The sequence below is a fragment of the Janthinobacterium sp. BJB446 genome (assembly GCF_002735655.1).
Lineage (GTDB): Bacteria > Pseudomonadota > Gammaproteobacteria > Burkholderiales > Burkholderiaceae_D > Janthinobacterium > Janthinobacterium lividum.
This window is the reverse complement of the sequence record NZ_PDZK01000002.1, coordinates 220,421-234,222: the sequence shown is the minus strand read 5'-3', so window position 1 is coordinate 234,222 and position 13,802 is coordinate 220,421. Positions and strand designations below refer to the sequence as shown.

Below are 13,802 nucleotides of genomic sequence, written 5' to 3'. Positions count from 1 at the left end.
TTCTCCGAAGATTAGATACTCAATGCCACGCTGGGCGCCGCTGCGGCGGGTGCCTTGAGCAGGTGGCTGACGACGGCGGCCAGGTCGGAGAAGACCTGCGTGCCAGGCGGCAGGCCACCCGTTTCGTTGGTCTTTTCGCCCTTGCCCGTCAATACCAGGTAGGGCACGCAGCCGCTGATGAAGCCGGCCTGCAGGTCGCGCAGCGAATCGCCGACGGTGGGCACGCCTTTCAGGCTGGTGTTGTAGCGCTGCGAGATTTCATGGAACATGCCGGGCTTGGGCTTGCGGCAGTCGCAATTGTCCGCGCCCGCGTGCGGGCAAAAGAAGATGGCGTCGATATCGGCGCCTACCTGCTGCGCCAGGGTGTGCATCTTCTGGTGGATCGCGTTCAGCACCGTCATGTCGAAATATTCGCGCGCGATGCCCGACTGGTTCGAAGCGATGACGACGCGATAGCCAGCCTGGTTCAGGCGGGCGATCGCGTCGAGCGAGCCGGGGATCGGCAGCCATTCGGCCGGCGACTTGATGAAGTCCGGCGAGTCATGATTAATGACGCCGTCGCGGTCGAGAATAATCAGTTTCAGAGCCGGAGTACCCATTATGCCGCCAGCTTGGAAATGTCGGCCACGCGGTTCATCATGCCGTGCAAGGACGACAGCAAGGCCAGGCGGTTGTTGCGCAGGGCGACATCCTCGGCCATCACCATCACGTCATTGAAGAAGCCATCGACATCGTCGCGCAGCTGCGCCAGGGTTTGCAGGGTGCTGGTGAAATCGCCCTTGGCAAAGGCCGCGTCGACTTCCGGCTGCACGCGCGAAACGGCGGCGGCCAGTTTTTTCTCCGCTTCGTCCTGCAGCAGCGCCACGTTCACGCCACCGGCGGCGACCTGGCTGACGGCTTCCTCGTTCTTTTTCAGGATGTTCGTGATGCGCTTGTTGGCGGCGGCCAGCGAGGCGCTTTCCGGCAGTGCTGCAAACGCCTGCACGGCTTCCAGGCGCTGCACGATGTCGTCCAGGCGGTCCGGGTTTTGCGCCACGACGGCTTCGATTTCATTTGGCGAGAAACCGCGCTCGCGCAGGATGCCGCGCAGGCGGTCCAGCATGAAGGTGGTGACATCCGCGACCGGATCCTTGAAGCCGGGCACCGTTGCGAACTGCGCGGCGGCATCGGCCAGCAAGCCCTGGATCGACAGTGGCAAGCGTTTTTCCAGCAGCATGCGCAGCACGCCCAGAGCGTGGCGGCGCAGCGCGAACGGATCCTTGTCGCCCGTCGGCGCCAGGCCGATGGCCCAGATGCCGACCAGGGTTTCGAGCTTGTCGGCCAGGGCCACGGCGGTGCCGGTGCCGGTGGTCGGCAGGCTGTCGCCGGCAAAGCGCGGCTGGTAGTGTTCGGAGGCGGCCAGCGCCACTTCTTCCGGTTCGCCGTCATGGCGCGCGTAATACGTGCCCATGATGCCTTGCAGTTCGGGGAATTCGCCCACCATATCGGTCAGCAGATCGGCCTTGGCCAGCAGGGCACCGCGTTCGGCCAGGGCCACGTCATATTGCAGCTTGGCGGCGATGGCGCCGGCCAGCGACTTGACGCGCTCTGTGCGTGCCGCTTGCGTGCCCAGCTTGTTGTGGTAGACCACGTTGGCCAGCAGCGGCAGACGCGCTGCCAGGGTCTTCTTCTTGTCTTGCTCGAAGAAGAACTTGGCGTCGGACAGGCGCGGGCGCACGACGCGCTCGTTGCCGCCGATGATGTGCTCGGGCGTGTCCGTCTCGATGTTCGAGACGATCAAAAAGCGCGAGCGCAGCTTGCCTTCGCTGTCCGTCAGGGCGAAGTATTTCTGGTTCGTCTGCATGGTGAGGATCAGGCATTCCTGCGGCACGGCCAGGAATTCTTCCTCGAAGTGGCATTCATACACGACCGGCCATTCGACCAGGGCGGTGACTTCATCGAGCAGCGCTTCGGGCATCAGCACCTGGTCGGCGCCGGCCTTGTCCAGCAACTGGGCGCGGATGCGTTCCTTGCGTTCCTCGTTGCTGGCGATGACGCTGGCGTTGAGGATCAGCGAAGGCGCATAGTTTTCCGCGTGCGCGATGGTGATCGGTTCGCCATCGGTGAGGAAGCGGTGGCCCAGGGTGGTGCGGCCGGCCGTCAAGCCCAGCAGAGTCAACGGCAGGATATTGATGCCGTGCAGGGCGATCAGGCTGTGGGCCGGGCGCACGAATTGCACGGTGGTGCCGTCCGGGCGCTGATAGCTCATCAGCTTTGGAATCGGCAGCTTGGCGCAAGATTCCGTCAATGCCGCCTGCGCGCCGGTGGCGAGCTGGCTGCCTGGCGCCGTGTAGGTGTAGAAGAAGCTTTCGGCCTTGCCATCGACGGCGCGTTCCAGCTCGGCCACCGTCAGTTCGGGGAAGCCCAGTGCGGCCAGTTTCTTGGCCAGCGGCGGCGTGCCGTTGCCGTTCGCGTCCAGCGCCACGGAGACGGGCAGGACTTTTTCGCGGATCGATTTGTCGGGCGAGACTTCGCGCACGTTGGTGATGGAGACGGCCAGGCGGCGCGGCGAGGCGTAGCTGGTGGCGACGCTGTCGGCTTCCAGGAAGTCGCGCGCTTTCAGGCCGTTGACGATGCCGGCCGTGAAGGCGGCGCCCAGTTTGGCCAGCGCTTTCGGCGGCAGTTCTTCGGTCAGCAGTTCGATGAGCAGTGTTTGGTTCATGGTGTTCTTGTCTGGTACGGCGGTGTATGAGCTAGGCGATCAAGCGGCGGCGGGTTGGTCTGCGGCGGGCAGCATCGGGAAACCGAGGCGCTCGCGCGAGTCGTAATACGCTTGCGCCACCAGGCGCGACAGGGTGCGCACGCGGCCGATGTAGGCGGCGCGTTCCGTCACCGAGATGGCGCCGCGCGCGTCGAGCATATTGAAGCTGTGCGAAGCCTTCATGATCTTTTCGTAGGCGGGCAGGGTCAGTTGCAGCTCGATCAAACGCTTCGCTTCCGCTTCGTAGTTGCCGAACTGTTCGAACAGCAGGTCCGTGTTCGCGTGCTCGAAGTTGTAGGTCGATTGCTCCACTTCGTTCTGGTGGAAGACGTCGCCATAGGTCAGCTTCTTCGTGACTCCGTTTTCTTCCCACTCGGTCCACACCAGGTCATACACGTTTTCCACGCCTTGCAGATACATGGCCAGGCGTTCGATGCCGTAGGTGATCTCGCCCAGCACGGGCTTGCAATCGAGGCCGCCCACTTGCTGGAAGTAGGTGAACTGGGTCACTTCCATGCCGTTCAGCCAGACTTCCCAGCCCAGGCCCCAGGCGCCCAGGGTCGGGCTTTCCCAGTCGTCTTCGACGAAGCGCACGTCATTCTGCTTCAAGTCCAGGCCCAGCGCGGCCAGCGAACCCAGATACAGGTCGAGGATGTTTTCCGGCGCAGGTTTGAGCACCACCTGGTACTGGTAGTAGTGCTGCATGCGGTTCGGGTTTTCGCCATAGCGGCCATCTTTCGGGCGGCGCGACGGCTGCACATACGCGGCGCGCCAGGGTTCCGGGCCGATCGCGCGCAGGAAGGTGCCGGTGTGGAAGGTGCCGGCGCCGACTTCCATGTCGTAAGGCTGGAGCAGGGCGCAACCTTGCTTGTCCCAATAGGTTTGCAAGGTCAGGATAATTTGTTGAAATGTGAGCATCGTATGAGTTCGCCGCGCGGGAGACTGCGCGCTGTTAAGGTTTGCTTGAAGCCCGGACGCTGCCAGTCAAGCGCGTCCGGGCCGGGGTTTTGCTAATTTTAGCGGTTTTTACGGGCCCACTGTGACTCTTCCGGCAATATCGGCCGCTTATTGCTGCCCGGCGCGGCCACGGCGGGCGGCGCGCGACAGCAGGAAGGCCGCCAGCAGGGCCAGCGCGGCCAGGGCCAGCACCAGTTTGTTGCCGTACAGAATGTATGGCGTCATGCCGCCCATGCCTTGCACCTTGGCTGCCAGCGTGGCTTGCTGTTCCGGCGGCAGCAGGCTTTGCACCACGCCCTTGCCGTCGATGACGGCGGTGGCGCCCGTGTTCGTCGAGCGCAGCATCGGGCGGCCCGTTTCCAGGCTGCGCATCTGCGAAATCTGCAAATGCTGCGGGATGGCGATCGAGTCGCCGAACCAGGCCAGGTTCGAAATATTCAGCAGCACGGACGCCGACTGCTTGCCATGGCGGTGGGCGCTGGCCAGCTGGCCCGCGATTTCCTCGCCAAACAAGTCTTCGTAGCAGATATTCGGCAGCACCAGCTGGTCGCGCACCTGCAGCGGCGCCTGCACTTCCGCGCCGCGGCCCATGTCGCCCAGCGGGATGGCCATCATGGCGACAAACCAGTGCAGGCCGGGCGGCACGAATTCGCCGAACGGCACCAGATGGTGCTTGCGGTACTGGTAATACGGTCCCGGCGCGCCGTTGGGCGTGATCCCCAGGGCCGCATTGTAGAAGCGCTGCTGTTCGTCGAGCACGGGCATGCCGACCAAAATCGTGCTGCCCGTCTGCTGAGAATAAGCCGTCAGGCTATCCAGATAGCCGGGCGGCAGCTGGTGCGGCAGTACGGTGACGGCCGTTTCCGGCGTGGCGATCAGGTCGGCCGGCGCGCTGGTGATGGCGCTCTGGTACATTTGCAGGGCGCCCAGCACGAAGCCGGGGTCGAATTTCTGCTGCTGCGGCACGTTGCCCTGCAACAGGCGCACCGTGATCGGGCGTCCGACCGGGTGCGTCCACGCCACGTACTGCAAGCCGATGCCGGCCGCGTACAGCGCGATGACGCCGCCCAGCGCAAACCAGCGCGTGCGGTGCGTCAGCAATAGCAGGGCGCCGGCCGACAGCGCCGCCAGCCAGCCCAGGCCATACACACCGACGATGGGGGCAAAGCCGGCCAGCGGGCTGGCATTGTGGGCGTAACCGGTGGCCAGCCACGGGAAGCCCGTAAACAGCCAGCCGCGCGTCCATTCGAACAGCGTCCATGTGGCGGGCAGCACCAGCAAGGTCATGGCGGGCAGGGACAGCACCCAGCGCTGGCGCAGCCAGGCGGCCGCGCCCATGGCCAGGGCCACGTAAATGGCCATCAGGAGGGCCAGCAGGGCCACGGCGATGACCGCGATCGGCGCGGCCATGTCGCCATAGCGGTGCATGGAGATATACAGCCAGTGCGTGCCGGCCGCGCACCAGCCAAAACCGTAGGCCCAGCCGATCAGCGCGCCGGCCTTGACGTTCGCCGCGCGCAGCACCTGGTAGAACAGCACGCCCAGGCTGAGGATTTGCAGGGGCCAGTAGCCGAAAGGGGCGAATGCCAGCACCGCGACGGCGCCGGCAACGGCGGCAGTCAGCATGCGCGCCCCTATGCTGCGGGGCGGTTTGGCGGGGGCGTTGGGGTCAGCGCGTCTGAAACGCATTTACAGCACGCGCATGTCAGAGTTCCAGTTCCGGCACGTTGGGCAGGCGCTCGACCAGCAGCACGTGCACCTGGCGCGCATCGGCGCGCAGCACCTCGAAGCGCAAATTGCCCAGGTCGAAAATATCGCCCTTGTGCGCCATGCGGCCCAGGTACTTCGACACGAGGCCGCCGATGGTATCGACGTCGTCGTCGACCAGGTGGCTGCCCACTTCTTCGTTGAACTGCTCGATCTCGGTCAGCGCCTTGACGCGCCAGCGGGGGCCGAACTGGCCTTCCTTGAGCGACAGGATGTTGTCCTCGGCTTCGTCGAAGTCGTATTCATCCTCGATATCGCCGACGATCTGTTCCAGCACGTCTTCGATGGTGATCAGGCCGGCGACGCCGCTGTATTCATCGACGACGATGGCCATGTGATTGTGGTTGGCGCGGAAATCGCGCAGCAGCACATTCAGGCGTTTCGATTCGGGGATGAAGATGGCGGGGCGCAGCATGTCGCGGACGTCGAAAGTTTCTTCTGCGTAATAACGCAGCAAGTCTTTCGCCAGCAGGATGCCGATGACCTTGTCGCGCTCGCCTTCGATCGCGGGGAAGCGCGAGTGGGCGGTGGACAGGACTTCCGGCATCCATTCCTCGATCGGCTTGCTGATGTCGATGACATCCATTTGCGAACGGGGAATCATGATGTCGCGCGCGCAGAGATCCGATACCTGAAACACGCCTTCGATCATCGACAGGGCGTCGGCGTCGATCAGCTTGCGTTCATGCGCATCGTGTAGAACTTCGAGCAATTCTGCACGGTTCTCTGGCTCGGGGGAAATGAGTGCGGTCAGGCGTTCAAACAGTGACCGGTGGGGCTTGACGTCAGTTCTGACGCCACTAGGGTGCTCGGGCATAGGAGGCGTGAGCCGTTGTTGCGAAGGGATATAGGATACACCAAAAGTGGGGGAATACCGGATTTCCCCGCTTTTGATGCAAATTTAATATGTTGAAGTGCGCCGTTGCCCGACGTTTCAGGCGTCCGCGCCTAGCACGCGCGCGCGCAGGGCCGCCACGTCGGCCTGCCAGTCGGCGAAATGCTCGCTGTCCTGCCACAGCTGGCGCAGTTCCGACGCTTCCCCGCCGATCTTGTCGAAGGCCAGGCGTGCTTTTTCCAGCAACGGCGGCGTGACCTTCTTCTTGCAGGCGGCCACCCATTCGTCCACTTCCGCGGTGGCCGGGTCGTCCTCGCCCGGCTTGCCCAGCAGGCGCGCGATCACTTCCAGCGCGGCCAGCGCTTCGGCGGCGAACGGCGCCTCCAGTTGCGCTTCCTGGCTGTCGATGACGTTGTCGAGCGTCGTCTCGACCAGTTCCAGGGTTTTATATTCGTGCAAGTCCTGCGCCCAATCCATGGCGTAGTCGTTGCCGAAGGCATCCAGTGCCCAGGTTCCCATGCTCTTACTCCTTGTACGGGTCGGTAATGCCGAGTTTCGCGAGGATGTCCGTTTCCAGGCCCTCCATCTCGGTGGCTTCCTCGTCATCCATGTGGTCGTAACCCTGCGCATGCAGCACGCCGTGCACGATCAAATGGGCCGTGTGCTCTTCCACGCTCTTTTTCTGCTCCGCCGCTTCCTTCTCCAGCACGTCGGTGCACAGGATGATGTCGGCGCGCGTCGGCTCGTCGTCATTCAGCTCTTCGCCTTCGTTGTAGGCGAACGTCAGCACGTTGGTGGCGTAATCCTTTTCGCGGTAGTCGCGGTTCAAGGTACGGCCTTCTTCCGCGTCGACGAAGCGGATCGTGAATTCGGCGGGGGCGAACAGGGCCGCCTTGACCCAGCGGCGCACTTTCGGGCGCGTGATCAGGGTTTCCAGGCGGGCATCCGGGTATTGCACGGACAGGGACAGTTTATTTTTTTCGGACATTTTTGGCGGCAGCTGGTTTCAACAAGGGGAGTAACTGGGCGGCGTCGGCGCCGGCCGCCTGCGCCGTTTCATAGGCGTCGACGATGCGCGCGACGAGCGGGTGGCGCACCACGTCGGTGCTGTTAAATTGCGTGAAGCCGATGCCGCGCACGTCTTTCAGCACGTGTACGGCGTCGATCAGGCCGCTCGTCTGGCTCTTGTGCAGGTCGACTTGCGTGACGTCGCCCGTCACCACGGCCTTGCTGCCGAAGCCGATGCGCGTCAAAAACATCTTCATCTGTTCGACGGTGGTGTTTTGCGCCTCATCGAGGATGACAAACGCGTGGTTCAGGGTGCGCCCGCGCATGTAGGCCAGCGGGGCGATCTCGATCACCTGTTTTTCAAACAGCTTTTGCGTGCGGTCAAAGCCCAGCAAATCATACAGCGCATCGTACAGGGGACGCAGATACGGATCGACCTTTTGTGCCAGGTCGCCCGGCAAAAAGCCCAGGCGCTCGCCCGCTTCGACGGCCGGGCGCGTCAAAATGATGCGCTTGACGGCGTCGCGTTCGAGCGCGTCGACGGCGCAGGCGACGGCCAGATAGGTTTTACCCGTGCCGGCCGGGCCCACGCCGAAGCTGATGTCGTGTTCGAGGATGTCGCGCAGGTAGGCGATCTGGTGCGGCGTGCGCCCGCGCAGGTCGGAGCGCCGCGTTTTCAGCACGGGGCTGGCGATATCCGGCTCGACGAAGGTGCTGGCGGGCGCGTTGGCGTGGTGTTCCGAGGCGGCGGACAGTCCCGCGCGCTGTTCCACCAGGGCCAGCTGCACTTCTTCCAGCGGCACGACCTTGTTGGCGATGGCGTAGAACTGCTCGAGGATTTCCACGGCGCGTTCGGCATTGCTGCCGCCGACGATGAATTTCTCGCCGCGGCGGAAGATCGTCACGTCGAGGGCGGCGGAAATCTGGCGCAGGTTTTCATCGAGGGGGCCGCACAGGTGCGCCAGGCGCGTGTTGTCCAGCGGCTCGGGGATGAAGTAATGCGGCTGTATCGGGGCTTTGGTTTTCAACTGGCTCTTTTCAATGCGGGTGCGCTGGCGACGAGTTCGCCGCGCAGGGTGTAGGAATGGCTTTCGGTGATGCGCACGTCGACCAGCTGGCCGGTCAATTGCAAGCCGTCGGGACCGGCGTCGAAATTGACCACGCGGTTGTTTTCCGTGCGGCCTTGCAGTTCGCTATCGTCTGTATCCTTTTTGGAGCGGCCTTCGACGAGGATGGTTTGCACCGTGCCCACCATGGCCAGGCTGTATTTGCGCGTGTTGGCGTCGATGGCCGCCTGCAGCTGCTGCAGCCGGGCCAGCTTGACTTCGTGCGGCGTATCGTCTTCCAGGCTGGCGGCCGGCGTGCCGGGGCGCTTGCTGAAGATGAAGCTGTAGCTGTTGTCGAAGCCGACATCGGCGATCAGCTTCATCATGGCGTCGAAGTCGGCCTGCGTCTCGCCGGGAAATCCCACGATGAAATCGGACGAAATGGCCATGTTCGGGCGCACGGCGCGGATGCGGCGGATGATGGACTTGTATTCGAGGCCCGTGTAGCCGCGCTTCATGGCGCCGAGGACTTTGTCGGAACCGTGCTGCGCCGGCAGATACAAATGGTCGACCAGCTGCGGGATCTTCGCATAGGCGTCGATCAGGCGCTGCGTGAATTCCTTCGGGTGGCTGGTGACGAAGCGCATGCGTTCGATGCCGGGGATGTCGGCCACGTATTCGAGCAGCAAGGCGAAGTCGGCGATCTCTCCGCCTTCCATCGCACCGCGGTAGGCGTTCACGTTTTGCCCCAGCAGCGTGATTTCCTTGACGCCCTGGGCGGCCAGGCCCGCCACTTCCGTCAGCACGTCCTCGAAGCGGCGCGACACTTCCTCGCCGCGCGTGTAGGGCACGACGCAATAGCTGCAATATTTGCTGCAGCCTTCCATGATGGAGACGAATGCCGAGGCGCCCTCGACCTTGGCCGGCGGCATGTGGTCGAATTTTTCGATTTCCGGGAAACTGATGTCCACTTGCGAGGCGCCGCTGGAGCGGCGCAACTCGATCATCTGCGGCAGGCGGTGCAGGGTTTGCGGGCCGAAGACCATGTCGACATACGGCGCGCGCTTGACGATGGCGTCGCCTTCCTGCGACGCCACGCAGCCGCCCACGCCGATCAAGAGGTGCGGCTTGGCCAGCTTCAGGTCGCGCAGACGGCCCAGGTCGGAAAACACTTTTTCCTGCGCCTTTTCTCGCACGGAGCAGGTATTGAGCAGGATCACATCGGCATCTTCCGGCGTGTCCGTGCGCACCAGGCCATCTGAGGCGCCCAGCACGTCGGCCATCTTGTCCGAGTCGTACTCGTTCATCTGGCAGCCGAAGGTTTTAATGAATACTTTTTTCTGCATGGAGTTGGGCGCTTATCGGTAAATGTGGCGGCAAACAAGATGGCTGGGCGGGATGCTGCAGCGCAGGGGGCCGCTCAGGGCGGGCGCGGTGGATGACCGGCCTGGCGCCTCTGGCTGCCCGGCGGCAGGCTCGCTGCAAGTTCAGGCGATAGTTTAGCGTAAAACGCCGGGGCGGGCCATGTTGTGCTTACCTTGCCGACAAGGTTGCCGCCTGCATATGCCGCCATGTGTCGTGGTGCTCAAAAGCATTTATTGCCGTGCGACACCATTGATTTGTAACAAGTTGCTGCAAAGCCTTGTGTGCGCCCGCTGGCATCCTAATGTGTTGAAATAGCATCGTTGCCAAGCCAACCAGCAGCTTGATTGATATTTAACAATCAGGAAGTTTGCGCGAGGCGCAGATGCTGCGTGTTTGGGCTAGTATATTGCCTTATATGCAATTCATTTTTGGCGAGTCATACGTGCTTTGAGTGTCTTTATTCACGCGGCAAGTTGCGTACGTTGGCTGGGCGTGGCAGTGCGAGTCCTGTACAGGCAGTGCGATAAGGAGGGAGGGCTGAATCCGATGGAAGACGTTTATTTGAACACTCTAAGCCAGCCTTAAGTTCGTATCGGCATTATTTTCTACATTCACCAGACGAGGAAAAATCATGGCACATCATGCATTAGCATCGCAAGAGAGTTACAACCCGAACCACCTGCTGGACATTCTGCTGAGCAAGATGCAGCTGAAAAACGATGCAGCCCTGTCGCGTCTGCTTGAAGTGGCGCCACCGGTCATCAGCAAGATCCGCCACCACCGCTTGCCGGTCGGCGCCTCGCTGCTGATCCGCATGCACGAAGTGACGGGCATGAGCATTCGTGACCTGCGTGACTTGATGGGCGACCGCCGCACCAAGTATCGTCTGTCCGACGCCCAGGGCCGTCCAAAAGCGGAAGACCGCGGCGATGCGCAAGAATCGAATTACGCGCACTGATGTGGTGGTTGTACGCTGACTGTGCCGCTTGCGTAGCTGCTGGCGGCAACAGGCTGGCGTGGACCGGGCAGCATGGACGTACCGCAGTACCTATAACGGCTTTCGCCTCGCAGCGAGAGCCGTTTGCGTTTGCGGCTGTGCCTGCCGAGTTCGCTTAAGCAATCAGCTTAGCAAGGCCGAGGTGATTTCATCGTAGCGCAGCTCCGTTTCGCGGAACAGCTGCAGATACGTGTCTTCGCCCAGTCCCAGCGCATCCCAGGCCACCGGCGAGACGCGCGGCACCATGTCGTCGCCCGCCTGCGCCAGGTCGAGCGCGCAAACAAGCGCATTGGCCACGTGGATCAGCGATGCGAGGAAGCCTGCCCCCGGCGTTTCCGGCTGCAGGTAGTTGGCCAGCGCCAGGCGCATGGTGTCGGAAAAATTCCAGTGTTCGGCTAGCGCCACGCCGGCCTGCACGTGGTCCACGCCCAGCACGGTTTGCTCCGCTTCGAGCAGGCTGCAATCGTGCGCCGCCTGGTGCGCGATGACTTGCGCGTAGTGCGCGGGAAAGCTGCTGACCAGCACCAGGCGGCCGATGTTGTGCAGCAGGCCGGCCGTGAAGGCGTAATCCTGGTTGAAGCGGATCTGCCGCGCCAGCACCTTGGCGCAGGCGGCTGTCGCCACCGAATGGCGCCAGAAGGCCTTGTCGTCGAAGCCGGGGCAACGACCTTCCGGGAAGCAGCCCGTGATGGCGGCCGACGTGATCAGGCTGCGCGTGGTCTGGAAGCCCAGGTACGTGATTGCCTGCTGGATGGTGGTGGCCTTCACTTGCAAGCCGTATTGCGACGAGTTGGCCAGGCGCAGGGTTTTCGCCGTCAGTGCCTGGTCGTACGACACTTTTTTGGCCAGCACGGAAATATCGACGTCTTCCTGGTCGATGCTGTTGAGCAGTTCCATGACGACGGCGGGCAGCGAGGGCAAATCGTCGAGGTGGGCGACGATATCGTCGAGGGTCAGCTGGGTGCTCATGCGGCCTCTCCCGTGCCCAGGCGGTACGCCGTGACATAGCTGCGCAGCAAGGTGGTGGCCGCGTCCAGGGGATCCTCCGGGTCATGCTTGCGGAACAGGTAGGCCAGCCGTTCGCTGTCGGCCGCCTGTTGCGCGGCGATTTCTTCGGGCGACGGTGGCGGCGCCTGGATCGGCAGCATGTCGATGTTGTGGCGCGGCATCAGGGCCAGCATGTTTTCAGTCAATACCGCGCCTTGCGGCAACAGCACTTGTCCATGCGCATCGAGCAAGACATCCGACAAGACCATGCCAGGACGAACTTGTTCCAGGGGTAGATGTTGATGCATGACCGCCATGACGACTCCTTAGATGATTGCGGGATATTACCATTGCCATGACGCAATGTCTCAACCTGTATCAAGGCCCAGTGGAAAACGGCATTGCTGTAAATCTTGCCAATAAGCATGTCATACCGTACATTTGATTCAGGCTGTTGTCCGCTGACGTATCTGCGCCCGCGCCGCGGGCCGGCGGCCGGCCTGGCCCGGGGAGTGTTGATTGATGGTGAGTATCCAAGTCCGGCTGACCCTGCTTTTTGTCGTGATCGTCACCCTGGTGCTGGGCATTTCGGGTACCTATACCCAATATACCTTGAGCAAGGAACTCGAATCGGGCAGCGCGCGCCTGCGCAGCGGCGTGCTCACGCGCTTACAGACGAGTTTGCCTTCCGCCCTGTGGGATCTCGATAAATCCAAGGTCGACAGCATCGTCGCGGCCGAAATGCTGCCGCCGGAACTGGTCGGCATCCGCGTCTACGACGCCTCCGTCGGCCTGTTCGCGGGCGAAGTGCGCGACGCGGCGGGTACCCTGGTGCCGCTGACGGCCGACGTGGCCATGGGCGGCACGCCCGTCGAGGCGCCGCTGGTGTTCCGCGACGCCGTGGCCGCGGCCACGGGCGGCAAGCCCGTGATCGTCGGCAAGGTCATCGTCAATTTCAGCCGCGCCCAGATCGATGCGGCCCTGCGCGGGGAAGTGCGGCGCAAGGTGCTGGAAGTGTTGCTGCTTGACATCATTTTGGTGGGTGCCCTGGCGCTGAGCCTGCGCATTGTCTTCGGACCCTTGAAACAGTTGCGCGACGGCTTGTTCGACCTGGCCACGCGCGGCAGTGACGATGTCGAAGAGCTGCCGGAAAACCGGCGCGACGAGCTGGGCGACGTGATCCGCGGCTTCAATGCCGTGCAGCGCAAGCTCAAGTCCATCATCGAGGGCAGCCGCGAGGCGGAAGACATGGCGCGCCGCTCGCAGCAGGCAACGGCGCAGGCCATGGACGAGCTGCGCCGCGCGCAGGAATCGTTGCTGCAGTCGGAACGCCTGGCCTCGCTGGGCAGCCTGGTGGCCGGCGTGGCGCATGAAATCAACACCCCGGTCGGCATCGCGCTGACCAGCGCCTCGGTGCTGAAGGAAGCCACCGATGCCATCAGCACGGCGGTGGCCGGCGGCAGCGTGAAGAAGACCGATATCGTGCGCTACCTGGAAACGGCCGGCGAAAGCGCGCGGCTGATCATGAACAATGCCTATCGCGCCGCGCACCTGATCCACAGTTTCAAGCAGATCGCCGTCGACCAGGTCAGCGAGGCGCGCCGCTTGTTCGAATTGCGCGACTATATCGGTGAAGTGATTTCGAGCCTGAAGCCGACCCTGAAAAAGACGCGCATCCGCATCGATATCGATTGCCCGCCCGGCATCATGCTCGACAGCTATCCGGGCGCGCTGGCGCAGGTGCTGACCAACCTGGTCTTGAACTGCGTCGAGCACGCCTTTGATGCGGACACGGACGGCCATATCCATATCGGCGTGCATGGCGATAACGACTGGATCGCCATGCAGGTGCGCGACGATGGCCGCGGCATCGCGCCCGACATGCTCGACCGCGTGTTCGACCCGTTTGTCACCACGCGGCGCGGACAGGGCGGCACGGGCCTGGGCTTGAATATCGTATTCAACTTGATTGCCAAGCAGTTTGGCGGCACCATCACGGTCAGCAGCACGCTGGGGCAGGGCGCGACGTTCCTGCTGCGCCTGCCCAAGGTGACGCCATTGCCGGAAGGCGCCGCCAGCGGTCCTGCCGGCCACGCATAG

At 63.0% G+C, this 13,802-nt stretch carries 13 protein-coding genes; 2 read left to right on the top strand and 11 right to left on the bottom strand.

Annotation, left to right across the window (positions count from 1 at the left end):
• Positions 1 to 11 precede the first annotated feature (11 nt).
• From gmhB to miaB, 9 genes are all read right to left on the bottom strand, one after another.
• Positions 12 to 599 (bottom strand): D-glycero-beta-D-manno-heptose 1,7-bisphosphate 7-phosphatase, encoded by a 588-nt coding sequence (gene gmhB, locus CSQ92_RS16780; RefSeq protein ID WP_099394839.1) that lies wholly within the window; start codon positions 597 to 599, stop codon positions 12 to 14.
• Positions 599 to 2,701, bottom strand: coding sequence for a glycine--tRNA ligase subunit beta (gene glyS, locus CSQ92_RS16775; RefSeq protein WP_099389015.1), 2,103 nt, complete (start codon positions 2,699 to 2,701; stop codon positions 599 to 601). The genes gmhB and glyS overlap by 1 nt, the downstream gene beginning before the upstream one ends.
• Positions 2,702 to 2,740: 39 nt before the next feature.
• Positions 2,741 to 3,658: a glycine--tRNA ligase subunit alpha gene (glyQ, locus tag CSQ92_RS16770; protein ID WP_034780177.1), complete on the bottom strand. Its 918-nt coding sequence runs from the start codon at positions 3,656 to 3,658 to the stop codon at positions 2,741 to 2,743.
• Positions 3,659 to 3,805: 147 nt separating this feature from the next.
• Positions 3,806 to 5,323 (bottom strand): apolipoprotein N-acyltransferase, encoded by a 1,518-nt coding sequence (gene lnt, locus CSQ92_RS16765; RefSeq protein ID WP_099394838.1) that lies wholly within the window; start codon positions 5,321 to 5,323, stop codon positions 3,806 to 3,808.
• Between the two features lie 79 nt (positions 5,324 to 5,402).
• Positions 5,403 to 6,281, bottom strand: coding sequence for an HlyC/CorC family transporter (locus CSQ92_RS16760; protein ID WP_034746750.1), 879 nt, complete (start codon positions 6,279 to 6,281; stop codon positions 5,403 to 5,405).
• Between the two features lie 117 nt (positions 6,282 to 6,398).
• Positions 6,399 to 6,818, bottom strand: coding sequence for a DUF4259 domain-containing protein (locus tag CSQ92_RS16755; RefSeq protein ID WP_034780174.1), 420 nt, complete (start codon positions 6,816 to 6,818; stop codon positions 6,399 to 6,401).
• Between the two features lie 4 nt (positions 6,819 to 6,822).
• Entirely contained in the window at positions 6,823 to 7,287 is a 465-nt protein-coding gene (ybeY, locus tag CSQ92_RS16750; RefSeq protein WP_034780171.1) for an rRNA maturation RNase YbeY, read from the bottom strand.
• Complete coding sequence (locus CSQ92_RS16745) at positions 7,271 to 8,335, bottom strand: PhoH family protein (protein WP_034780157.1); 1,065 nt, start codon at positions 8,333 to 8,335, stop codon at positions 7,271 to 7,273. Before CSQ92_RS16745 ends, ybeY begins: the two co-directional genes overlap by 17 nt.
• Positions 8,332 to 9,699, bottom strand: coding sequence for a tRNA (N6-isopentenyl adenosine(37)-C2)-methylthiotransferase MiaB (gene miaB, locus CSQ92_RS16740; RefSeq protein WP_092607882.1), 1,368 nt, complete (start codon positions 9,697 to 9,699; stop codon positions 8,332 to 8,334). The genes CSQ92_RS16745 and miaB overlap by 4 nt, the downstream gene beginning before the upstream one ends.
• A 650-nt stretch (positions 9,700 to 10,349) precedes the next feature.
• Here miaB and CSQ92_RS16735 point away from each other — a divergent pair.
• The gene (locus CSQ92_RS16735; protein WP_034746769.1) at positions 10,350 to 10,676 is read left to right on the top strand and encodes a hypothetical protein; all 327 of its coding nucleotides are present in this window, start codon (positions 10,350 to 10,352) and stop codon (positions 10,674 to 10,676) included.
• Between the two features lie 162 nt (positions 10,677 to 10,838).
• Here CSQ92_RS16735 and CSQ92_RS16730 read toward each other — a convergent pair whose 3' ends face one another.
• Together CSQ92_RS16730 and CSQ92_RS16725 are read right to left on the bottom strand one after the other, a co-directional pair.
• Positions 10,839 to 11,684, bottom strand: coding sequence for an HDOD domain-containing protein (locus CSQ92_RS16730; RefSeq protein ID WP_070257434.1), 846 nt, complete (start codon positions 11,682 to 11,684; stop codon positions 10,839 to 10,841).
• Positions 11,681 to 12,019 (bottom strand): hypothetical protein, encoded by a 339-nt coding sequence (locus CSQ92_RS16725; protein WP_070257435.1) that lies wholly within the window; start codon positions 12,017 to 12,019, stop codon positions 11,681 to 11,683. Before CSQ92_RS16725 ends, CSQ92_RS16730 begins: the two co-directional genes overlap by 4 nt.
• 205 nt (positions 12,020 to 12,224) lie before the next feature.
• On the opposite strand from CSQ92_RS16725, the gene CSQ92_RS16720 reads away from it, so the two are divergent.
• Positions 12,225 to 13,802, top strand: coding sequence for a sensor histidine kinase (locus CSQ92_RS16720; RefSeq protein WP_099394837.1), 1,578 nt, complete (start codon positions 12,225 to 12,227; stop codon positions 13,800 to 13,802).